Origin of the sequence: Thauera butanivorans NBRC 103042, assembly GCF_001591165.1 — a bacterium.
Lineage (GTDB): Bacteria > Pseudomonadota > Gammaproteobacteria > Burkholderiales > Rhodocyclaceae > Thauera > Thauera butanivorans.
Map to the genome: position 1 here is coordinate 1 of NZ_BCUG01000051.1, position 21,542 is coordinate 21,542.

Annotated in this window: 19 protein-coding genes; 2 read left to right on the plus strand and 17 right to left on the minus strand. The window is 67.1% G+C overall.

Annotated elements, in window-relative coordinates; genetic code table 11:
• Positions 1-258: 258 nt before the first annotated feature.
• The 3 genes from TBU01S_RS17695 to TBU01S_RS17705 all read right to left on the minus strand — a co-directional run bounded on the left by TBU01S_RS17695 (position 259) and on the right by TBU01S_RS17705 (position 4,943).
• The gene (locus TBU01S_RS17695; protein ID WP_068638559.1) at positions 259-3,324 is read right to left on the minus strand and encodes an efflux RND transporter permease subunit; all 3,066 of its coding nucleotides are present in this window, start codon (positions 3,322-3,324) and stop codon (positions 259-261) included.
• On the minus strand, positions 3,321-4,331 hold the full coding sequence (locus TBU01S_RS17700) for an efflux RND transporter periplasmic adaptor subunit (protein WP_245650971.1): 1,011 nt from the start codon (positions 4,329-4,331) through the stop codon (positions 3,321-3,323). Before TBU01S_RS17700 ends, TBU01S_RS17695 begins: the two co-directional genes overlap by 4 nt.
• A 144-nt stretch (positions 4,332-4,475) precedes the next feature.
• On the minus strand, positions 4,476-4,943 hold the full coding sequence (locus TBU01S_RS17705) for an Lrp/AsnC ligand binding domain-containing protein (protein WP_068638563.1): 468 nt from the start codon (positions 4,941-4,943) through the stop codon (positions 4,476-4,478).
• Between the two features lie 132 nt (positions 4,944-5,075).
• On the opposite strand from TBU01S_RS17705, the gene TBU01S_RS17710 reads away from it, so the two are divergent.
• Together TBU01S_RS17710 and alr are read left to right on the plus strand one after the other, a co-directional pair.
• Positions 5,076-6,380: a D-amino acid dehydrogenase gene (locus TBU01S_RS17710; RefSeq protein ID WP_068638565.1), complete on the plus strand. Its 1,305-nt coding sequence runs from the start codon at positions 5,076-5,078 to the stop codon at positions 6,378-6,380.
• A gap of 82 nt (positions 6,381-6,462) precedes the next feature.
• Entirely contained in the window at positions 6,463-7,524 is a 1,062-nt protein-coding gene (alr, locus tag TBU01S_RS17715; protein ID WP_068638568.1) for an alanine racemase, read from the plus strand.
• 40 nt (positions 7,525-7,564) lie between these two features.
• On the opposite strand, the gene ccmI is transcribed toward alr, so the two are convergent.
• The 14 genes from ccmI to TBU01S_RS17785 all read right to left on the minus strand — a co-directional run bounded on the left by ccmI (position 7,565) and on the right by TBU01S_RS17785 (position 21,193).
• A complete protein-coding gene (ccmI, locus tag TBU01S_RS17720; protein ID WP_068638570.1) occupies positions 7,565-8,791 on the minus strand; it encodes a c-type cytochrome biogenesis protein CcmI in 1,227 nt (408 codons plus the stop codon).
• Positions 8,788-9,333 (minus strand): cytochrome c-type biogenesis protein, encoded by a 546-nt coding sequence (locus tag TBU01S_RS17725; RefSeq protein ID WP_068638572.1) that lies wholly within the window; start codon positions 9,331-9,333, stop codon positions 8,788-8,790. Before TBU01S_RS17725 ends, ccmI begins: the two co-directional genes overlap by 4 nt.
• Position 9,334: 1 nt before the next feature.
• Positions 9,335-9,928 carry a DsbE family thiol:disulfide interchange protein gene (locus tag TBU01S_RS17730; protein ID WP_068638573.1) on the minus strand — a complete coding sequence of 198 codons (594 nt, stop codon included), beginning with the start codon at positions 9,926-9,928 and terminating at the stop codon, positions 9,335-9,337.
• Between the two features lie 19 nt (positions 9,929-9,947).
• Positions 9,948-11,921 (minus strand): heme lyase CcmF/NrfE family subunit, encoded by a 1,974-nt coding sequence (locus TBU01S_RS17735; protein ID WP_068638575.1) that lies wholly within the window; start codon positions 11,919-11,921, stop codon positions 9,948-9,950.
• Between the two features lies 1 nt (position 11,922).
• The gene (gene ccmE / locus TBU01S_RS17740) at positions 11,923-12,369 is read right to left on the minus strand and encodes a cytochrome c maturation protein CcmE (RefSeq protein ID WP_068638577.1); all 447 of its coding nucleotides are present in this window, start codon (positions 12,367-12,369) and stop codon (positions 11,923-11,925) included.
• Positions 12,366-12,602, minus strand: a complete 237-nt coding sequence (gene ccmD / locus TBU01S_RS17745) for a heme exporter protein CcmD (protein WP_068638579.1) — start codon at positions 12,600-12,602, stop codon at positions 12,366-12,368. Before ccmD ends, ccmE begins: the two co-directional genes overlap by 4 nt.
• Positions 12,602-13,372 (minus strand): heme ABC transporter permease CcmC, encoded by a 771-nt coding sequence (gene ccmC, locus TBU01S_RS17750; protein WP_068638581.1) that lies wholly within the window; start codon positions 13,370-13,372, stop codon positions 12,602-12,604. Before ccmC ends, ccmD begins: the two co-directional genes overlap by 1 nt.
• Positions 13,373-13,433: 61 nt before the next feature.
• The gene (gene ccmB, locus TBU01S_RS17755) at positions 13,434-14,102 is read right to left on the minus strand and encodes a heme exporter protein CcmB (protein ID WP_068638583.1); all 669 of its coding nucleotides are present in this window, start codon (positions 14,100-14,102) and stop codon (positions 13,434-13,436) included.
• Positions 14,096-14,722, minus strand: a complete 627-nt coding sequence (gene ccmA / locus TBU01S_RS17760; protein ID WP_068638585.1) for a cytochrome c biogenesis heme-transporting ATPase CcmA — start codon at positions 14,720-14,722, stop codon at positions 14,096-14,098. Before ccmA ends, ccmB begins: the two co-directional genes overlap by 7 nt.
• An 84-nt stretch (positions 14,723-14,806) precedes the next feature.
• Positions 14,807-15,490, minus strand: a complete 684-nt coding sequence (locus TBU01S_RS17765; protein WP_245650972.1) for a c-type cytochrome — start codon at positions 15,488-15,490, stop codon at positions 14,807-14,809.
• Between the two features lie 17 nt (positions 15,491-15,507).
• Positions 15,508-16,134 (minus strand): c-type cytochrome, encoded by a 627-nt coding sequence (locus tag TBU01S_RS17770; protein WP_068638589.1) that lies wholly within the window; start codon positions 16,132-16,134, stop codon positions 15,508-15,510.
• Between the two features lie 64 nt (positions 16,135-16,198).
• Positions 16,199-18,907 (minus strand): MtrB/PioB family outer membrane beta-barrel protein, encoded by a 2,709-nt coding sequence (locus TBU01S_RS17775; RefSeq protein ID WP_068638591.1) that lies wholly within the window; start codon positions 18,905-18,907, stop codon positions 16,199-16,201.
• A gap of 15 nt (positions 18,908-18,922) precedes the next feature.
• Entirely contained in the window at positions 18,923-19,930 is a 1,008-nt protein-coding gene (locus TBU01S_RS17780) for a DmsE family decaheme c-type cytochrome (protein ID WP_068638593.1), read from the minus strand.
• Positions 19,931-20,140: 210 nt separating this feature from the next.
• Positions 20,141-21,193 carry an AraC family transcriptional regulator gene (locus TBU01S_RS17785; RefSeq protein WP_068638595.1) on the minus strand — a complete coding sequence of 351 codons (1,053 nt, stop codon included), beginning with the start codon at positions 21,191-21,193 and terminating at the stop codon, positions 20,141-20,143.
• Positions 21,194-21,542 lie beyond the last annotated feature (349 nt).

The window sequence follows — 21,542 nt, forward strand, 5'->3', positions numbered from 1 at the left end:
ACCCGAACCGCTTCCCAAAAAAACAAAAGCACGGAAAACGCCGGAAAAACCCCACCCCCAATACCGCCTAAAGCCCCGCTACACCCAGCAATCAAACCCAGGCGCCGCGAGAAAGATCGGCATTATAGACACCAAAAACAATCCGTCAAGATAAAAATCAACAGAAATATTGATCAGCCCATGAAACAGAAAACGCGCCAGTCCATGAACAAGCAATCCGCCCGCCCCCCCCCAGCACGCAGCCCTGGCACGCCGCCACTACGCCGCAGACACCACCGACAGCCTGAACCACAGCGCGTAAAGCGACGGCACGAACAACAGCGTGATCGCCGTTCCCACCGCCACTCCGCCAATCAGCACATAGGCCAGCGGACCCCAGAAGGTGTCCAGCGTCAGCGGAATGAAAGCGAAGGCTGCCGCCAGCGCGGTAAGGATCACCGGCCGGGCCCGCTGCACCGCGGCTTCGACGACGCTGTCGAACGCTTCCATGCCTGCCTCCAGATTGTCGGCAACCTGCTGGGTAAGGATCAGGGTGTTGCGCATCAGGATGCCCGCCAACCCGGTCAGGCCGAGCAGGGCAACGAAGCCGAAGGGCTGATTGAACAACAGCAGCGCCAGCACCGCGCCGATCAGGCCCAGCGGCGCAGTGGCGACAACGATGAAAGTGCCGGAAAAGGATCTCATCTGCAGCATGATGAAGACCAGCATGAAGGCCACCATCGCCGGCTGCAGCTTCTGGATGGACGCATTGGCCTTGCCCGACTGCTCGACCGCACCGGAAATATCCAGCCGATAGCCCTGCGGCAGCTCGGCGCGCAGCGGCGCCAGCGATTTCCACAATGCCTCGGTGACGTCGTTCGGCTGCGCGCCCTCGATTTCGGCCTGCACCGTCAGCTCGAACTCGCGGTTGTAGCGCTTGATCACCGGCTCCTCGAACCTGACTTCGATGCCGCCCAGCTGCCCGGCAGGCAGCTTGCGCCCATCGGGCGTGAGGATCTCGAGTGCCGACAGGCTATTGGCATCGAGCCGCTGCCCGCCGCTGGCGCCGCGTGCGACGACATCCACCGTGCGCACGTCCTGGCGGACCTGGGTCACGCGCAGGCCATCGAGCTGGAACTGCAGTTGCTGCGAGACGTCCTGCGGCGTCAGGCCGAGCAGCCTCAACCTCGCTTGGTCCATGGCGAGGTGCAGCACCGGGACTCTTTCATCCCATTCCAGATGCGGATCGACCACGTGCGGGTTGGACGCCATGACTTCGCGCACCTGATGGGCGATACGGCGCAACGCCTGCGCCTCCGGCCCGACCACACGGAACGCCACCGGCCAGACGACGGGCGGGCCGAACAGCAGGCGGGACACCCGTACGCGCGCCTCGGGGAATTCGCCTTCTTCGATACGCCGCTGCAGTTCGGCCATCACCCGGGTCCGCGCCTCGACGCCTTGCGTCACCGCGATGATCTTGGCAAAGGCCGGATCCTGCGGCTCGGGGTTGGCAGACAGAAAGAAGCGCGGCGCCCCGCCACCGATGTAGCTCGACAGCGTTCGCACTTCGGGCATCGGCGCCAGGATCGCTTCCAGCTTGCGCACTGCCGCATCGGTGTTGCCGATGCTGCTGCCTTGCGGCAGATAGACGCTCACCAGCACCTCCGGCCGATCCGAACTGGGAAAGAACTGCTTCTGCACGAGCGTGATCATGCCGACGACCGCCGCCGCAAGCAGCAGCACGGTCGTGAACACCACCGTCCTGCGCCAGTTGACGCACCAGGCGATGAGGCGGCGCAAGCGCCGGAACATCGGCGTCTGATATACGTCCGCATCGCCATGCGGATGCTCGTGCGCCACCTCGGGCAGCATCTTCACGCCCAGATAAGGCGCGAACACCACCGCCACCAGCCACGACACCAGCAAGGACACTGCCAGCACCCAGAAGATGTTGCCGGCGTATTCGCCCACCGACGAGCGCGCGAAGCCGATCGGCAGAAAGCCCGCCACCGTGACCAGGGTGCCGAACAACATCGGCGCCGCGGTCACGTTCCAGGCATGCGCAGCCGCATGCATGCGGCTCCAGCCCTGCTCCATCTTAACCAGCATCATTTCGACGGCGATGATCGCATCGTCCACGAGCAGGCCCAGGCCGATGATCAAGGCACCGAGCGAAACCCGATCCAGATTGATGCCCATCAGCTTCATGGTCAGGAAGGTGATGCCCAGCGTCACCGGCACCGCGATCCCGACCACCAACCCTGCGCGCCAGCCAATGGCCAGCATGCTGACGGCCACGACCACGGCCACCGCCACCAGGAACTTGAGCTGGAACAGATTGACCGCGCTGGCGATGGCTTCCGACTGGTTGGTCAGCACCTCCAGCGACAGCCCCAAAGGCAGGCGTGCCCGCTCGGCTTCGATGAATTCGGCGAGATGCCTGCCCAGCACCAGGCCGTTCTCACCCTTGTTCATGACCGTGCCGAGCAGCAGCGCATCCTCGCCCCGCGAACGCACCAGATAGCTCGGCGGATCCTCGTAGCCGCGCTGCACGCTGGCGATGTCGCCGAGCCGGAACACCCGATCGCCCACCCGCAGCGGCACGGCGGCAAGCTGCGCTGGATCGGACAGATCCGCATCGAGCCGAAGATTCAGGCGCGGCCCCTCGGTCTCCATGCTGCCCGCCGGCAGCAGCCGGTTGTGGGCCGAGATGGCATCGAACACCGCTTGTGGCGACAGGCCCAGATTGGCCAGCGTCGCATTGTCGAACTCGAGGAACACACGCTCGGCACGCTCACCCAGCACCAGCGCCTTGTGCACCCCGGGCACGTGCTGCAGGCGATCGCGGATCGCCTCGGCCTCCCGCGTCAGTTCGCGCATCGGCATGCCGGGCGCAGTCAGGGCGATCAGGCTGAAATAGGTGTCGGCGAAATCCTCGTTGACGATCGGCCCGATGGCGCCCGCGGGCAGCCGGGCCGCCTCATCCTGCATGCGCTTGCGCACTTCGTACTTGAGATCGGGCACCTGCGCGGCCGGCGTGTAGTCGTGGAACTCGACCTGCAGGTTGGCCATGCCCGGGCGCACCGTGGTGATGATGCGATAGATGTTCTCGACCTCCTGGATGCGCTTTTCCAGCCGGTCGACCACCTGCTCCTGCATCTCCTGCGGCGTGGCGCCGGGCCAGACCGCATTGACCACCAGCACCCGCATGGTGAACGCCGGGTCCTCGGCGCGCCCCAGCGACAGGAAGGCATAGACCCCCGCCAGCACCGCCAGGATGAGAAAGAACAGCGTGACCGAGCGCTCGCGCACGGCGAGCGCGGACAGGTTGGGGAAGCTCATCGCGCCAGCTCCCGCACCTTCATGCCTTCGGTCAACAGATGGGTGCCCAGCGCCACCACGGAATCGCCCGTCGCCAGCACACCACGCACCTGCGCCAGCTCGCCGCCGATGCGCAGCACATCGACCGGCACGGCTTCGACGATGCCGTCGCGCACGCGCCAGACGCGCGCGCCCTCGCCACGCTCATTGAGCGCCGCGAGCGGCACGACGAAACCGCCTTCGGTCTGCTGTCCGACATGGAAGCGCGCACGCAGCACGGCGCCCAGCACCAACTCATTCCGAGCCCCCTGCACCGTGTAACGCGCCCGCAGCGTGCGGCCCTGGGGTTCGACCGCGCCGGCCGTTTCACGCAGGACCAGCGACAAGCTCATGTCCCCGTCCAGCAGGGCAAGGCCTTCAGCCGGCGGCGCCACGCCTGCCGGAAAATGCACTTCGAGCTCCCGTTCGCCTGCCTGCGCCAGCAGCGCCACGCGCTGGCCGACGCCGACGACCTGGCCGGGCTCGCCCGCCACATCGACCAGCACACCCGCCGCCGGCGCCTGCAAGCGGGCATAACCCAGGGCGTTGCGCGCCTGCACCAGGTGTGCCGCAGCCGCCTCCCGCCGTGTCTGCGCTTCGCGCCGGGCCAGTTCGAAACGCTCGGTGGCCTGCTCGCTGGTGAAGCTGCGCTCCCGCAACTGCCTTGCACGCGCCAGGTCGGCAACCGCCGTGGTCAGCGCCGTCTCGGCCGCCGCCAGATCGGCTTCGGCCGCGCGTACGCCTTGTTCGAGATCATGGGTATCGAGCTGAAACAGCAGCTGTCCGGCCCTAACCTGCTCGCCCGCATCGACCGCACGGCGGACGATGCGCCCGCCGACCTGGAAAGCCAGCGGCGACTCCACCCGTGCCCGCACCGTGCCGGACAGACCGAGATCGGCCGCGGCCGCCGCCCCCACTCGCGCCGTCCTGACGAAAGGCGGCGCCTTCTCTGCCTCTGGCAAGGGCGCCTTGTCACAGGCAGACAGCACCAATACACCAAGGGAAAACAAAAACGTCGAGCAGCGCATGGCAGTTCCGTATCCGGGGCGAATCGTCCGATCACATCGATCCAGGGCCGCCCTGTCCCTGGGAAGGGAAACATTATCCTTCTCTGATACAGCTTGCCACCCCGCTCACGGCTCGGGCGGCAGATAAAGGCTTTCCTTCACCTCTTCCATCACCACGTAGCTGCGCGACTCGGCTGCCGACGGCAGCTTGAGCAGGATGTTGCCGAGCAGGCGGCGATAGTCGCTCATTTCGGCAATGCGCGCCTTGATCAGGTAGTCGAAATCACCCGACACCAGATGGCATTCCATCACCTCCGGTACATAGGCCAGTTCCTTCTTCACGCGGTCGAAAGTGTCGTTCGACTTCGCCGACAGCTTCAGTTCGACGAACACCAGCAAGGGCCTGCCGAGGGCGCGCGGATCGACACGGGCGTGATAGCCGGTGATGACGCCTTCGCGCTCGAGACGGCGCACACGCTCGGTGCACGGTGTCGCCGACAGGCCGACGCGCTGGGCCAGCTCGGTCATCGACAGCCGCCCTTCCTTCTGCAATAGATCGATGATCTTCCGGTCCACGCGATCGAGCTCGCGCATTTCGCTACCCTCGCCGAAAAACAGCAGGATGAATGATTGATTTCACCATTCATCACATGTTTATAAGTGAAAAACACTGCTTGAACTTGCCTAGACTGCATACATCCAACGGCAATCGGGCAGGAGCCAGCCATGCATGTGATCGTACTCGGAAGCGGCGTCATCGGCACCACCACGGCGTGGTATCTCGCCCAGCGCGGGGCTCGCGTGACCGTGCTGGAACGCCAGCCCGGCGCCGCGCTCGAAACCAGCTTCGCCAACGCCGGCCAGGTATCGCCCGGCTACTCGACGCCCTGGGCGGCGCCCGGCATTCCGCTGAAGGCGCTCAAATGGCTGCTCCAGCGCCACGCCCCGCTCGCCATCCGTGCCGACGGCAGCCTGTTCCAGTTGCGCTGGATGCTGCAGATGCTGACCAATTGCAGCGCGGACCGCTATGCGCTCAACAAGGAACGCATGATGAGGCTGTCCGAGTACGCTCGCGACTGCCTGCGCACACTGCGCAGCGAAACCGGACTCCATTACGAGGAACGCAGCCTCGGCACCCTGCAGTTGTTCCGCAGCCAGGCTCAACTGGACGCAGCCCAGCGCGACATTGCCGTGCTGCAGGAATGCGGCGTGCCTTTCGAGCTGCTGAGCGCCGCGGAGCTCATCGGCGCCGAACCGGCGCTCGCCCGCAGCCGCAGTCCGCTCGCAGGCGGCCTGCGGCTGCCGAACGACGAAACCGGCGACTGCCATCTGTTCACCACCCGGCTCGCCGACATGGCACGAAAGGCCGGCGTGGAATTCCGCTTCGGCGTCGATATCCGCGAAATCCTGACCGGTGGCGGCGGCGTGATCGGCGTGCGCATCGGCGCGCACGGCCAGGTGCTGGCGGCAGACCGCTACGTGCTCGCGCTGGGCAGCTATTCGCGCCAGATGGCCGCCGGCCTGGGCCTGGATCTGCCGGTCTATCCGGTCAAGGGCTACTCCCTGACCCTACCCTTGGCCGACCCCGATGCTGCCCCACGATCGACCGTGCTCGATGAAACCTACAAGGTCGCGGTGACGCGCTTCGACGAGCGCATCCGCGTCGGCGGCATGGCCGAGCTGGGCGGTTTCGACCTGCGCCTGAATCCGCGCCGCCGCGAAACGCTCGAAAAAGTGGTGACCGACCTGTTCCCGCACGGTGGCGACATCGCCAGCGCGCAGTTCTGGACCGGCCTGCGGCCAATGACGCCGGACTCGACCCCGATCATCGGCGCCACGCCCTACCCCGAGCTGTTCATCAACACCGGCCACGGCACCCTGGGGTGGACGATGTCCTGCGGTGCCGGCGCGCTCCTCGCCGACTTGATCACCAGCCGGCAGCCGGCAATCCGCCATGACGACCTCGGCCTGCGCCGCTATGGCCGCGAAGCCGTGCGACGCGCACAAGGCCTGAGCCTGTCGCCGGCCTGAGGCAGGCATCGCAGACCATCCGCATTGCGGCGCGCTGCAGTTGGGCGCACCATGTGCGCCCCGCCTCCACTGGATTGAAACGATGCGCCCCGCCCGCGCCCTGATCGATCTCGCCGCTCTGCGCCACAACTACCGTCTCGCCCGCACGCGCCATGGCACGTCGGCGCTCGCCGTGGTCAAGGCCAATGCCTACGGCCATGGCGCGGTGCGCTGTGCCCATGCCCTGGCAGGAGAAGCCGACGGCTTCGCGGTGGCCTTCCTCGACGAAGCGCTGGAGCTGCGCGCAGCCGGCATCACCGCCCCGATCCTGCTGCTGGAAGGCGTGTTCGATGCGCTCGAGCTGGCGGATGCCGTTCGCCACGAACTATGGGTGGTGGTCCACCACGAAGCCCAGCTGCGCATGATCGAGACCACCCCGCTGGCAATGCCGCTGCATATCTGGCTGAAGGTCAACAGCGGCATGAACCGCGCCGGCTTCGTCGGCGCCGACGTCGCCGCTGCGTGGCAACGGCTGCAGGCGAGCGGCAAGGTGCGGGAGATCACGCTGATGACGCACTTCGCCCGCGCCGACGAGCCGCAGGTCGTCTCCACCGCCGAGCAGCTCGAATGCTTCGAAGCCGCCACCCGGGGCCTGGCCGGCACCCGCAGCCTGGCCAACTCCGCAGCCATCCTGGGCTGGCCCCGGGCACACCGCGACTGGGCGCGCCCGGGCATCCTGCTCTACGGCGCCGATCCGATGCCCGGCGAGGCCAACGGCCTGCAGCCGGTGATGAGGCTGGAAAGCGCGGTGATGGCGGTACGCGAGATCGAAGCCGGCGACGCGCTCGGCTATGGCGGCCGTTTCGTCGCCGAAAGGCGCACGCGCGTGGGGCTGGTGGCGATGGGCTATGCCGACGGCTATCCGCGCAGCGTGCCCGACGGCACGCCGGTCGCCATCGACGGCCAGCCGAGCCGCCTGATCGGCCGCGTGTCGATGGACATGCTGACGGTGGATCTCACCGATCTGCCCGCGGCAGGCATCGGCAGCCGGGTGGAACTGTGGGGCCGGCAAGTGCCGGTCAACCGCGTCGCCGCAGCGGCGGGCACCATCGCCTACGAACTGCTGTGCAACGTCAAGCGGGTGCGCTTCAGCTACCAGGACTGACGCAACCAGGTGGGCAGTAGTGCTGCCCACCGGACAGCAATCACGGCCGCACGCGGTCGATCTTCACGATGATTCCGCTGGCATCCGCGGCGACGGGCAGGGCCGAACTTTCGAGATCGCCGCTGTCCGCGGTGGCATTGCCGCTCCTGGAAACGCGGGCACCGACGACGACCCGCTCGGCCAGCGGTCCATCATTGCCCATCATCATCGCCGCGCCGTCGAACGAGAAATCCCGCGGCAGTTCGCCAGCCTTGAAGCGCAGCGCCGCCAGCGGCGGACCGCCGCCTTCGTTGCGGGCGAACACGAACACCACGTCGTCCGGCTTCAACTGATCGAGCAGCGCCGCGTCCACTTCGAGGCGGCCGGACAGCGACAGCCGGCCACCATCCACCGCCGGCGCGGCTGCAGCTTCGGCCTGCGGCGGCATGCCCGCCTTGGCCCGCGCCTCGTTCACGCTGGCGCGGACGCCGCGGGCGACGTCCTCGCCCGGCGGAATCTGCTCCAGGATTTTCTCCCAGTGCGCGGCGGCAGCCATGTAATCGCCTTTCTGGTAAGCGGCCGTGCCGGCCAACGCCAGCGCCTTGGGATGTGCAGGCGCGATCGCCAGTGCCTTCGCCGCCAGCTCTTCGGGCTCGCCCACCACCGTGCCTTGCGTCGCGGCGACGACATCGGCCCAGTCGGCATACACATCCGGCTCGTTCGGCTCCAGTTTCGACAGCTTCTCGTAGGCCACGACCGCCTTCGGGAAGTCCTGCAGCACCGTATAGGTACGGGCCAGCATCATCCAGCCTTCGGCGTTGTCCGGCTCCTGCTGCAGGCGGGCTTCCAGCTTGCCCACCATGTCGGCGATCTGCTCCTTGGAGAAACCCTGCTGCTCAACCACATTGGCAGGATCCAGCCCCTCCGGCTCACCGAAAGCCAGGTAGCCGGCCACCGCCAGCACCGGCACGCTCAGCGCCAGGGCCACGGCCCAGCTGCGCTCGGCGCGGGTGTCGGCGCTCTGGGCCCGCTCGGCCGCAGCCTCGCCTTCTTCCAGCGCCCGCCGCTCGACTTCCTCCCGGCTCTTTGCGTGGGTGGCGGCATCGATCCGGCCGGCGGCGAGATCGGCATCCAGTTCGGCCAGTTGTTCGCGCAGCACGGCCAGCACCAGTTGGCTCTGCTCCGCCTGTTCGCGCTGTGCGCGGCCGCCGGCGCGGAACAGCGGCGGCAGGATCCAGAGCAGGGCACCGGCCACCAGCAGGCCGGCAAGAAGAATGAAGGCGGTCACGAACGGGACTCCGGAGATTCAGATGAGGACTGCTTCGCATCACCGGCAAGCAGTTCGCGGGCACGGCGGCGCTCGGCCTCGCTCAGGCCATGCACGGCGGCAAGTTCGCCCTGGCGCCGGCGCAGCCGCCAGGCCAGCCAGCCTGCACCGCCCACCAGCAGCAGTACCGGACCGCCCCACAGCAGCAGGGTCGTGGCCTTGAACGGCGGGTCGTAGAGCACGAAATCGCCATAGCGGGCCACCAGATAATCGACCACGTCGCTCTTGCTGTGGCCGGCGGCGAGTTGCTCGCGCACCTGGTCGCGCAGATCGACCGCGAGCGGCGCGTTGGATTCGGCGATCGACTGATTCTGGCACACCAGGCAGCGCAGCTTGTGCGACAGTTCCATCACGTCGGCTTCGAGCTGCGGATCGGCCGCCACGGTAGGCGCGGCACCCGGCCCGGCGCTTTGCGGCGGCATCGCAGCCTGCTGCGCGGCGGCGGGCAATGCCGCCGCCAGCAGCACGGCAACGGCCAGCCGGCGGAGAGGTTTCACGAACATTTCAGCCCGCACGGCGCACCTCCTCGATCTTGGGCATGATCACCTGCTGCAGGCTCTCCGGCGTGATCGGGCCGATGTGCTTGTAGCGGATGCGGCCTTCGCCGTCGATCAGGAAAGTCTCGGGCACGCCGTACACGCCGAAGTCGATGCCGACGCGGCCGTCTATGTCGAGCACCGACAGCACGTAGGGGTCGCCATGGTCGTCGAGCCAGCGCTGCGCACGCTCGATCGCCAGCGCGGTCTCGGCTTCCAGCGCCATGCCGCGTGCGTTGATCGCGCCGTCGCCGCGCACTTCCTTGTAGTTGAGGCCGACGACCGGGACGAGCTTCTGCTGCGCCATGCGCACCAGCACCGGGTGTTCCTGCCGGCAGGCGACGCACCACGACGCCCACACGTTCAGCAGCCACACCTGGCCCTTCATTTCCTCCAGCGCAAAGGGCCGGGCAGGGTCGTCGAGCCGGGCGAGGCTGAACGCCGGTGCTGGCTTGTCGATCAGCGGCGAAGGCACTTCGCGCGGATTCAGCGTGAGGCCGAAGGCGAGGAAACCCGCGAGGGCGAAGAACAGGATCAGGGGAACGAGGAATTTTGCTTTCATCGGGAGACTTCCGCGCCGCTCAGGCGACGCGCTGGTTGGCCGCCACCGTCGCCTCGCGTGCGGCGAGGCGGCGATAACGGCGGTCGGCGGCGGCGAACACGCCACCCAGGCCCATCATGATGCAGCCCAGCCAGATCCAGCTGATGAAGGGCTTGTAGTACACGCTGACGATCCAGGAGCCGTCCTCGAGCTGTTCGCCGAGCGACACATAGACGTCGCGGAAGGGACCGATGTCGATCGAGGCCTCGGTCATCGGCATGCCCTGCGCCAGATACAGCCGCTTCTCCGGCGTCAGCGTGGCGATCGCGCGCTCGCCGCGGGTGACGTCGATGGTCGCGCGCGCCGCATCGTAGTTGGGGCCGTCGGCGTCCCGTACGCCGCGGAAGGTGAAGGTGTAGCCGGCAAGCTCGGCGTGCTGGCCGTTCTGCATCCTGACGTCGACGTGCGATTCCAGGCTGCCGACCAGGGTCACGCCGATGATGAACACGCCGACGCCCAGGTGCGCCAGCCACATGCCCCACCACGCGGCGGTGATCGAACGCAGCCGTGCGCCCATCGCGGCACCGGCGCGCTCGGTGATGCGCCCCGCCAGCAACTGGATGCTGGCCAGCACCACCCAGGCCGCCAGCGACAGGCCGAGCACGGTGCGCCAGGTGACGTGGTCGACGGCGTAGGCCGTGCCCAGGCCGATGAGCACGCTGGCGATGAAGGCAGGCGCCACCTTGCGCACCGCCTTGGCCAGGTCGTCATCCTTCCAGCGCAGGAAGGGGCCGAACATCATCAGCACCACGACCGGCGTCATCAGCGGAATGAACACCGACTCGAAGTACGGCGGCCCGACCGAGATCTTGCCCATGCCCAGGGCGTCGAGGAACAGCGGATACATCGTGCCCAGCAGCACCGAAGCCGAGGCCACCGACAGCAATACGTTGTTGCCCAGCAGCGAGGTCTCGCGCGACACCAGGCTGAAGCTGCCGCCGCCGCCGAGCCTCGGCGCCCGCCATGCGTACAGCAGCAGCGACACGCCGATGACGATGACCAGCAGCGCGAGGATGAACAGGCCGCGCTTCGGATCGGTGGCGAAGGCATGCACGCTGGTGATGACGCCCGAACGCACGATGAAGGTGCCGAGCAGCGACAGCGAGAACGCACTGATCGCCAGCAGCACCGTCCAGCTGCGGAAGGCGCCGCGCTTCTCGGTGACCGCCAGCGAGTGCATCAGCGCGGTGCCGAGCAGCCAGGGCATGAAGGAAGCGTTCTCGACCGGGTCCCAGAACCACCAGCCGCCCCAGCCCAGTTCGTAATAGGCCCAGCCCGAGCCGATCGCGATGCCGGCGGTCAGGAACACCCAGGCCACCGTCGTCCACGGCCGCGACCAGCGCGCCCAGGCGGCATCGAGCCGGCCGCTCAGCAGCGCGGCGATGGCGAAGGCGAAGGCCACCGAGAAGCCCACGTAGCCCATGTAGAGCAGCGGCGGGTGGATGATCATGCCCGGATCCTGCAGCAGCGGGTTCAGGTCGCGGCCCTCGCCCACCGCCGGCAGCAGGCGCTCGAAGGGGTTCGAGGTCACCAGCAGGAAGGACAGGAAGCCGGTGCTGACCCAGCCCAGCACGCCCAGCACGCGGGCGACGAAGGCATCGGGCAGGTTGCGCGAGAACACCGTGACGGCGACCGTCCACAGCGACAGCGACATCGCCCACAGCAGCAGCGAACCTTCGTGGTTGCCCCACACGCCGGTGATCTTGTACATCAGCGGCGTGGCGCTGTGCGAATTCGCCGCCGCCAGCTGCACCGAGAAATCGCTCTGAATGAAGGCCCAGGTCAAACAGGTGTAGCTGAACAGGATGAAGAAGAACTGCCCCTGCGCCGCCGGCCGGCCGACGGCCATCAATGCCAGGCGGTTGCGGCTGGCGCCGATCATCGGCACGATGGCCTGCACCAGGGCGAGAACGAGCGCGAGAACGAGCGCGAAGTGTCCGAGTTCGGGGATCATGTCACTGGCTCACCGTTTCCGCGGCCTTGGCGGCCTGCTCCACTGCATGCGCCGCTTCCGGCGGCATGTAGTTCTCGTCGTGCTTGGCCAGCACTTCGGTGGCGCGGAAGGTGCCATCGGCTTCCAGCTTGCCCTGCACCACCGCGCCCTTGCCTTCCTTGAAAAGGTCGGGCAGCGTGCCGCGGTAGCTCACCGGAATCACCCTGGCGGTGTCGGTGATGGCGAAACTGACGGTCAGGCCGTCGGCCTCGCGCCGGATCGAGCCTTCCTCGACCATGCCGCCGACGCGGAAGGTCTTGCCGGTCGGCGCCTTGCCCTCGGCCACTTCGCTGGGCGTATGGAAGAACACCAGATTCTGCTGGAAGGCGCTCAGCACCAGGGCGACGGCGGCGACCAGCAGGGCCACCCCACCACCGACCAGCATCAGACGTTTGCTACGGGCTTTCATGTTTCCGACTCCATGGCGGGCACCGGCGTGCCGCCCTCTTTTGCTGAACCTCTTGCTGAATCCTTGCCGACGGCGCGCCGCCAGCGCAGCAACCGTGTGATGGTGTCCTTCCGACGCCGCAGCACCAGCACGAGTTCCAGCGCCATCAATGCGAACGTGACACCGTAGCTGCCCCAGACGAAATACGCCGCGCCACCCATGTTCCAGAACGCGGACCAGCTCTCCCACTGCATCAGGCACGCCCCCCTTGCGCTTCGCGCTCGAGCACCGCGCCCACCCACTCGGTGTGGCGTTCGCGTTCGAGAATCATCGACCGTGCCCGCCATAGCACCACCGCGATGGTGTACATCCAGGCGGCGATCGCCATCACCAGCATGCCGAGCAGCATGGTCGTCGCCATCGACGGCGCCTTGTTCAGGCTGACCGAGGCACCCTGGTGCAGGGTGTTCCACCACTGCACCGAGAAATAGATGATCGGCACATTCACCGCACCGACCAGGGCAATGATGGCGCCGGCACGATCGGCGCGGCGCGGGTCCTCGATCGCCCGCGTCAGCGCGATGAAGCCGAAGTACAGGAACAGCAGCAGCAGCTGCGAAGTCAGGCGCGCATCCCACACCCAGTAGGCGCCCCAGGTCGGCTTGCCCCACAGCGCGCCGGTCCACAGCGCGACGAAACAGAACATCGCCCCGGTCGGCGCCAGCGCCTGGCTCATGATGAAGGACAGGCGGGTGTTCATGACCAGGCCGACGGCGGACCAGAAGGCCATCACCAGATAAACGAACATCGACATCCAGGCGGCCGGCACGTGGATGAAGATCACGCGGTAGACCTCGCCCTGGGTGGCGTCGGTGGGAGCGACGAAGAAGCCGAGCCACAACCCGGCCACGGTCAGCACCAGCGCGGCCGTGGCGAACCAGGGCGCGAGGCGGCCTGCCAGCGGATAGAAGTTGTGCGGCGCCGCGAAACGGAAAAGGCTGCGGCTGCGCTCTGGAGAATTCATGCGTCGCACTCGTTGTTGGTACGTTCCACCGGCCGCGCTGCCGCCGGTGCGGGGTTCATCGTCAATCCGTCGAAATCCTCAGTGCCGCCGCGCAGGCCCACGGCGCCAGCGCCAGCGCACCCGCCAGGCCACCGCCCAGCAGCAGCAGATGGGCCGCGGCGCCGGTGCCCGAGGCCTCCGCCTCGACCGCGCCGGCACCGAAGATCAGCACCGGCACGAACAGCGGCAGCACCAGCAGCGCCAGCAGCATGCCGCCGCCACGCAGGCCCAGCGTCAGCGCGGCACCGACGGCGCCGAGCAGACCCAGGATCGGCGTCCCCAGGGCCAAACTTAAGACCAGCACCGGCAAGGCGCCTTGCTCAAGGTCAAGCAACAGCGCCAGACCGGGCGCCACCGCCACCACCGGCAGGCCGGTGCTGAGCCAGAAGGCCAGCACCTTGGCCGCCACCCACAGTGCGGCAGGCTCACTAGACAGGAGAAGCTGCTCGAGGGTTCCGTCGGCATGGTCCTGCGCGAACAATCGGTGCAGCGACAGCAGGCAGGCGAGCAGCGCGGCGACCCACAGCACGCCGGGCGCGATCGCCCTCAACTGGTTCGGCTCGGCGCCGACGCCGAAGGGAAACAGGCAGACGACGATGACGAAGAAAGCGAGCGTGACCAGCACGTCGGCGCGGCCGCGCCAGGCCAGCAGCAGGTCGCGCCGCAGCACGGCGAGAAAGGTGCTCAGCATGCGTAGGCTCCGACGTCGAGCACGCGCGGCGCCACCGCGAACGGCGCATCCTGGTGCGTGGTCAGCATCACCATGCCACCGCCGGCACAATGGTCCGACAAGGCCTGCGCCAGATCGGCCACCGCCTTGACGTCGAGCGCGGTGAAAGGCTCGTCGAGCACCCACAGCGCGCGACGCGCCGACAGGAACAAGCGCGCCAGGCCCACTCGGCGGCGCTGGCCCTGCGACAGCACGCGGGCCGGCAGGTCGAGCTGGTTCGCCAGGCCGATGCGCACCAAGGCCTGGGTACAAGCTTCCTCGTCGCTGCCGTCGCCCGCGGCGGCACAGGCGAAGCGCAGATTCTCGAGCGGGCTCAGCAAGTCGTTGATCGAAGGCGCGTGGCCGAGATAGAGCAGTTCGCGATGGAAAGCTTCGCGATCGCGGCGGATCGGACAGCCCTGCCAGCGCACCTCGCCAGCCTCGGCCAGCGCCAGTCCGGTGACCAGCCGCAGCAGGCTGGTCTTGCCAACGCCGTTGGGGCCGGCGACGCGCAGCAGTTCGCCCGCCTGCAGGCGAAAAGCGAGGCCGCGGAACAACAGGCGATCGCCTTTCAGGCAGGCGAGATCATCTACTTCGAGCATGGTGCAGGATTGAACCACAACAAGCGGCGCCACGGAACGCGCGGCGCCGCCTGAAGCGCAAATCCTTTCGCGATGGTTCCGGAACTAGCGTCCAGCCGCCGCCGGCAGCGCCAGCCTCGACATGTAGTCGCTGACCGCCTTCAGGTCCTCGTTGCTGTAGTCGCGGATGACGACGACCATCTTCGGGTTGGCGTTGCGCCGCTCGCCGTCGCGGATCATCACCGCCTCCTTGTACAGGTAGGCATAGTGCTGATGCGCCACCAGCGGATAGAACTCCGCCGCCCGGCCTTCGCCGTTGTCGCCGTGGCAGCTTGCGCAGTCGTTGTCATAGAGCTCGCGGCCGCGCGCCAGGCGGTTGCCGCTGCCCTTGCCGTTGTCGAGCGAGATCGGCAACTGGCTGAGATAGGCGGCGATGTTGGCCACGTCCTCGACCGACACCACCCATTCGCCGACGAAGGGATGCATCTTCGGGTTGTCGCGGCGGCCCGCGCGCACGTCCATCATCTGCTTGATCAGCACCGAGGCATGCTGGCCGGCCAGGCTGGGATAGATGGCATCGGCGCGCCCGGCGCCATCGGGCTGGTGGCAGCCCTGGCAGACTTCGTAGGCAATCTTGCCCTTTTCGATGTCGGGACGATGCGCGAGCGCGGCGTCCTTGTCGGGATCGGGCTGGTTCCACACGTAGCCGCTGGATTCGATCCCCGGCGCGCGCGGCGCGCTGCCGGTCTGCGCGACGGTCGAGCCACAGGCCACGAGCAGCAGGCTCATGGCGGACAATGCGTATCTCATTTGCTGCCCTCCAGGCTGGCGATGTACTCGGCGACGGCACGGGTCTCGGTCTCGCCGAGGCGGCTGGCGATGGTCTGCATCAAGCGCTTGTCGTTGCTGCGGCGGCCGTCGGCGAACTGCGCCATCTGGTCGAGCACGTAGGCCGGATACTGGCCGGCGAGCCGCGGGTAGCGCGCATTGCCGATGCCGTTCGCGCCGTGGCAGCCGGCACAGGCCGGCACGCCCTGGTCCGGGTTGCCCTCGTTGAAGACGCGGCGCCCGGCATCGAGCATCGACGGATCGTCCACCTGGCCCGGCAAAGGCTGCTGCGCGGCGAAGAACACCGCCACGTCGGCCATGTCGCGGGTGCTCAGACCTTCGACGATCGGCTTCATGATGTCGCTCTGCCGCCGCCCGCTGGCGAACTCCTGCAACTGCTTCAGCGCGTAGTCGGCGTGCTGGCCGGCGAGCTTCGGGAACATCGGCACCGGGCTGTTGCCGTCCGCGCCGTGACAGGCGACGCAGATCTCGCCCGCCAGCGCCTTGCCGCGCTCGATGTCGCCGATCACCTCGGCGGATGCGGTGGCGGCGGTGAGCAGCAGGCCTGCGCAGGCCGCCGCCAGGATCATTCTCGAAGGTTTCATTCTCACTTTGCCTCCTGTACCGCGCTGTGGTGGCGATCTCGACCGGCTGGAAAGATGTTCCGGCTCACAGCCTGACCTGCAGCAGCAGGCCGATCAGGCTGGCACGGTAGTTCTGCGGCCCGGCGTCCAGGATGACCGCGGTCGGCGCCCCGGTACCGGGCGCGTTGACCGCCACCGGATCGGACTGCAGGCCACTGTAGTGCCAGTCGCGGTACTTGCCGTATTCGTGGCGCAGCAGCAGGCGGGCGGTGACGGTCTTGTTCACCGGCATCAGCAGGTTGGCCTCGAAGATGTTCTGGCTGGTGCTCAGGTTCGGGAAGCCGCTACCGGCCGCCGCCGCTGCCGCCGGCGCCAGGTTCGCCGGCAGCGAGTACTTCATCTCGGTCCTGCCCTTGGCGTAGGTGTAGCTGAAGTCGACCTTGAATCTGCCGAAGTCGTGGCGCAGGCCCAGGCCCAGCGTGTCGCTGCGGTCCTTGTGGTCCAGTTCCCAGAAATTGGCGGCGACGAACACCGCGCCGGAATTCGGGTTCTGGCAGATGTCCTCCGCGTTCTCCGGCGTGATCACGCCCATGCTGGTGTTCGCGCCGATGATGCAGCCCGAGCCGCCGCCGCTCGGCACGCCGGTCTGGCCCAGCGTGCCGCGCTGGAAGGAATAGAAGGCGTAGAAATTGCTGACCGGGCTGTACTGCCAGTCGACATCGACGTTGAACCAGTTCTGCCGGTGCTTGCCGTCGCGGCCGTAGTCCGAACTCGGGTAGCGGATTTCCTTCAACTGGGCCGACAGGCCGATGTCCAGGTCTTCGCGCGGCATGTAGTTGAGGCGGGCATTGAGCGTGTTCTGGGTACGGTCGGCGAGGTCGTACTTGCGCATGCCATTGTTCATGTGCAGCACCCAGGACTGCACGTTGCCGGTTTCCGGCATCGGCGCGAGCGCTCCGCTGAGGAAGTTCGCATACGGATGGTGCGTGTGGTAGCTGCTGCCGCGGCGGCGGTCGTGGGCGAAGGACAGCCGGATCGTGGTGTCCTCGATGCTGCGATTGACGTAGCCGAGCTTGTACTTGTCTTCCCAGGTCTTGTCGCGTTCGCGGTGGTCGCGCGAGTAGGTTTCACGCTCGTAGGCGGCGTTGATGCTGGCCTTGTCCAGGCGCCAGTCGGCGGACAGGCCGGTGTTCAGCTTGCGGTAGTCGTAGGGCACGCTGCGGATCACGACGTTGCCGCTCGGCGCGGCCGGGTTGTACATGGACGACGCGCTGCCGTCGTTGATCAGCCGCCCCCACACGCCGGTGCAGCCGAAGGCGCTGACGCCGCCCGGCGTGCCGTCGCCCCTGTCGTCGTATTCGGCATTGGGGTTGCACGCCAGATAATCGGTATGGTTGCGGGTTTCGTAATAGCGCGCCTTGGCCTTGAGATTCAGCCGATTGGTCGGGTTCAGCGACAGCCCGAGGTCGATCAGCCGGGTGTCGATGCGGGCGTCCGCCGACTGGCGGCTGAGCGCATCCCGGCTGTCCCAGTTGGCCGACGACGAAATGTTCGGGCTCAGGCCGGAATAGCTCGTGTAGGGCATCAGCTTGTCGTCCTGGCGCGACGAGCCCATCGACACCACCGCGGTGAAGCGGCCGTTCATCAGCTCCGGCAGCTTGCGCGCGTACTCGCCCTTGATGTTGTAGGCCTCGTTGTCCGGATAGAGGTCGAAGCGCCCGCTGGTGAACATGCCGGGCGTCGCACCTGCGACGGTGTTGGCCGCATTCACCCGGAACGGCGTCTCGAAGTTCAGCGTGCCGGCGTTGTTGCGGAACAGCGAAGCCGAAGCCTGCAGGTTGAAGCTGTTCAAGGTGTCGTTGTAGTACAGGCCGCCGACGAAATCGTGCGTCTCGTAGTCGATCGGCTCGATCAGCTCCATCGGCATCTGGCCGCCGCCGCCCGCCCACACCGAGCCGAAAGGCCGCGATCCTTCGCGCTTTTCCAGCGAATAGCCGGCAAACAGCTTCAGCTTGTCGGTGAGGGTCATGTCGAGGCGCAGGCCGCCCTTCTTGCGCACCAGCCCGAGCTCGGTGTTCATGTTGGCCTGGGCAGCCGCGGTGATGGCCTGGTTGTCCGCCGCCTGGTCGCCGCTGCCGCCGGGCGTCAGGCCCGAATCGGGCTTCAGCGTCAGGTTCTTGCCGCCGGCGCCGTCCCACAGCGAGCGGAACGAAGTCGTGAACACGTGCGGGGTTTCGTTGTAGAAGGCCTTGACGCGCCAGTCGTTGTAGCGGCCGAAAGTGGCGCCGTAGAACTGGTCGTCGCGGCCGGCGCCGCCGCCGACCACTTCGAGATAATGGGCCGAACCCGCCTTCTCGGCGGACACGCCGAAAGCACTCAGGTAGCCGCCATTGCCGACGTCCTTGTAGCGCTTGAAGCCCTGCTCGCGGTGATCGCCGGAGACGTGGGTGAGGCCGAACTCGACGAAGCCGAGGTATTGCCAGCCGCCATCGGTGGCATGGATGCGGTCGGTCGGCACCCTGGGCCGGTCGTACAGCTGGCCGGTCGGCGTGCGCGCCGCATGGGGGTCGCCATTCATGCCGTCGAAGTCATGGCCGCCGGTATGCGTCACCGGGTTGATCGGCGCGAGGTTGAGCGCGTTGCCCAGCGTGGTGTCACCACCGACTGCCGAATCCGCCCACACCCGCTCGGCTGCCATCAGCGCCAGCGCGCCACCCACCAGCACACTCAGCATCCGCACCCGCGGCGGCATGGAGGAACGGACGGCCGCGCGATTCGCATTGACGTTGTTCATGTCGTATCCCTCCGATCAGCGCTGGAAGCGGGCACCCGCCGGGTGGTTGCTGCCGTGGACCTGCGTATGGCAGTTCTGGCACGAGCGGCCCATGACGCGGGAATTGAGTCCGGTTTCGTTGCCGGCCAGTTGTCCGGCGTTGTAGAACACGGACGGATGGTTGGTGTTGGCATGGCACTGCTGGCACAGCGCGGGACGGGCGACCTGCAGCAGCTTGTCGTGGTTGCTGCCGTGCGGCGTATGGCAGTTGGTGCAGGCCTCGCGCACCGGCGCATGCTCCCAGATGAAGGGGCCGCGCTTTTCGGCGTGGCAGCTGTAGCAGAGGTCATTGACCGAATCGGCCTTGAGCAGCGGCGCGGTGACCGTGCCGTGCGGGTTGTGGCAGTCGGCGCAGCTCATCTTGCCTTCGGGCACCGGCATGTGCGAACGCTTGCGGAACTCGGCGCGCTGCTGCGAATGGCAGCTTTCGCAGACCTGGGTGATGCTCTGCTTCTTCAGCAGGCTGGTGCCCGAGAAACGCGCCATCGGGTTGTGGCAGTCGCTGCAGGCGAGCTTGTTCAGATCGTGGGCGGAGCCCGGCCAGTGCATGCGCTGGCCGCCTTCATGGCAGCTCAGGCACTGCCCGTTCATCTTGTCGAGCGGCGTGCCCCAGGACTTGGTGAAGCCGACGATCAGCGACTTGTCGACGATCTTGTCCCAGGCCTCCTCGCCCTGCGCCACCGGATCGGCCGATTCGACGGCCATGTTCTCGGCGTGCAGCGAGCCGGGGCCATGACAGGCTTCGCAGACCTGGCGCTCGACATCGTTCCTGGGGTTCTGGCGGAAGATCTTGGCATGCAGGGTATGGCCGAAGTGGGATTCCTCGACCTGGTGACAGGACACGCAGACCTGTTCGCCGACATAGGTGGCGTGGCGAGCGGGCTGTTCGTCCGCGGCGTTGGCCGCGTTCGCCACACTCGCCGCAAGCAGCGAAACTGCCGCCAGCATCGCCCGCAGGGCAGGAAATACACCGGGAACTTTCATGTCTTCGTCTCCTCGCCTGCAATGCCGGCGCATCACGGCAGCCGCCCGCGAAACGGCGGCACCCATCGGGTGAAAACAGAGGGAGAACACCACCCCGAGCGGACGTGGCGCTGCCTTGGCGGCGAGCACGCGCGGGACACCCTCCTTCGGCTTCTGCCTCGGGTCGGGCGCCTGGCTGTCCGCGGCCGACTCCGGGCTGTAACTGGATCGTTACAAATTTGGCACGAGTCTAATTCCCTTACGCGCACGTGCCTTGCCGGAAAGTGAACCGATGTTTGCGCAATCGGTGGCCATACCCTGGGGGCACGGCGCGGCGCCGCTGCAGCAGGGCGCCAGCCCGCTCCTGACGTCGCTCGGGCTGACGCCGAAGCGGGCGCGGAAGGCGCGGCTGAAGTGGGCCTGGTTGGCGAAGCCCCATTCCTGCGCAATCAGGTAGACCGGCCGCTTGAGCTTGCCCGGTGCGGACAGCTCGCGATGGCAGGCATCGAGCCGCTCGGCGGTGATCCACTGCATCAGCGTCATCGTGCAGCGAGCGAAGAGGCGGTGGATGTAGCTCGCCGACAGGCCGACCTCGGCGGCGATCAGCTTGACGTCCAGTTCGGCATCGGCCAGATGGGCGCGCGCGAAAGCCTTGACCCGCTCGAGATGCCAGGCCTCGACCGACGAGGTTTCGTCGCCGACCTGGCGGGCGAAGCTGGCCAGCATGCCGCCCAGCAGGCCGAGCAAGGCGTCCGCGCAGGTCTTGAAGTCGGAGGGCGCCAGGGTTTTGCGCTGGCCGAAGATACCGCGCAGGGTGCCGGCGAACACTGCCGCCGAACCGCAACAGGACGCCATACAGGACACCGTCAGCGGCCGCCAGTCGCGCATCACTCCTTCCAGCGCGGGGCGCGGCACGCGCAGCACCAGATGGCAGAACTCCTCGGGCAGCTGGAGCGTGAACGCAGCGGCGTCGTCGAGCAGGTGCAGCGACCCGGGCTGCAGACGCGCCTCGCGCGGCCCCTGCCTCAACGAGCCGCTGCCGGCCACGTTCAGCAGCACAGCGGCGCCATCATTGACGCCCTGCACCTGCATCATGTGCGCGGAGCCGCACACTTCGAAAATTTCCAGCATGCCGAGCCGGAAATGCTTCAGATGCATGTCGAACGGCACCGACGCATCCGCCTCGATGCGATGACCCGACTGCAGCAAGGCATCCATCTCGGTACGGCAATGGGCGATGCGTTCGTGTTCGAACCTCGCCTCGGCAGCGATTATCTCGGTCATCACGAGCCTCCTCCGGGCCTGTACGTGCAGGCTTATTGTTTTGTAACGGCCTGTGTCGGCCTTTCGTGGCTTTTACTACGAAACCGGGAGCCTTTGGCCGTGATGGCGCCGTCCGAACATGTTCTTGATGCCGGAAATGTCGTTTATGAGCAACATTTTTGCGGAACATAGGGCAAATTATGCAAAACGCAACTTGACGCCATGTCACCCCGATGGCAATGGAATCCATCCCCGCGGCATTCCGGGCCGCACCCCGGCAGTCCCCGCACGCGCCTCCAAGTTGGTGCGCCCTGCCGGGCGCACCAAAGAAAAAACGCAGCGCCATGGCGCTGCGTTCCTTCGAGCCGGA

Bases quoted from the DNA above. Each gene is read 5' to 3' on its own strand.
- TBU01S_RS17770 (WP_068638589.1), bottom strand. From the start codon at position 16,134: ATGAAACCTTCGAGAATGATCCTGGCGGCGGCCTGCGCAGGCCTGCTG.
- ccmB (WP_068638583.1), bottom strand. From the start codon at position 14,102: ATGCTGAGCACCTTTCTCGCCGTGCTGCGGCGCGACCTGCTGCTGGCC.
- ccmD (WP_068638579.1), bottom strand. From the start codon at position 12,602: ATGCAGTGGGAGAGCTGGTCCGCGTTCTGGAACATGGGTGGCGCGGCG.
- TBU01S_RS17695 (WP_068638559.1), bottom strand. From the start codon at position 3,324: ATGAGCTTCCCCAACCTGTCCGCGCTCGCCGTGCGCGAGCGCTCGGTC.
- TBU01S_RS17705 (WP_068638563.1), bottom strand. From the start codon at position 4,943: ATGCGCGAGCTCGATCGCGTGGACCGGAAGATCATCGATCTATTGCAG.
- ccmC (WP_068638581.1), bottom strand. From the start codon at position 13,372: ATGAATTCTCCAGAGCGCAGCCGCAGCCTTTTCCGTTTCGCGGCGCCG.
- ccmE (WP_068638577.1), bottom strand. From the start codon at position 12,369: ATGAAAGCCCGTAGCAAACGTCTGATGCTGGTCGGTGGTGGGGTGGCC.
- TBU01S_RS17765 (WP_245650972.1), bottom strand. From the start codon at position 15,490: ATGAGCCTGCTGCTCGTGGCCTGTGGCTCGACCGTCGCGCAGACCGGC.
- TBU01S_RS17735 (WP_068638575.1), bottom strand. From the start codon at position 11,921: ATGATCCCCGAACTCGGACACTTCGCGCTCGTTCTCGCGCTCGTTCTC.
- alr (WP_068638568.1), top strand. From the start codon at position 6,463: ATGCGCCCCGCCCGCGCCCTGATCGATCTCGCCGCTCTGCGCCACAAC.
- TBU01S_RS17780 (WP_068638593.1), bottom strand. From the start codon at position 19,930: ATGAAAGTTCCCGGTGTATTTCCTGCCCTGCGGGCGATGCTGGCGGCA.
- TBU01S_RS17710 (WP_068638565.1), top strand. From the start codon at position 5,076: ATGCATGTGATCGTACTCGGAAGCGGCGTCATCGGCACCACCACGGCG.
- TBU01S_RS17785 (WP_068638595.1), bottom strand. From the start codon at position 21,193: ATGACCGAGATAATCGCTGCCGAGGCGAGGTTCGAACACGAACGCATC.
- TBU01S_RS17730 (WP_068638573.1), bottom strand. From the start codon at position 9,928: ATGAAAGCAAAATTCCTCGTTCCCCTGATCCTGTTCTTCGCCCTCGCG.
- ccmA (WP_068638585.1), bottom strand. From the start codon at position 14,722: ATGCTCGAAGTAGATGATCTCGCCTGCCTGAAAGGCGATCGCCTGTTG.
- TBU01S_RS17775 (WP_068638591.1), bottom strand. From the start codon at position 18,907: ATGAACAACGTCAATGCGAATCGCGCGGCCGTCCGTTCCTCCATGCCG.
- TBU01S_RS17725 (WP_068638572.1), bottom strand. From the start codon at position 9,333: ATGTTCGTGAAACCTCTCCGCCGGCTGGCCGTTGCCGTGCTGCTGGCG.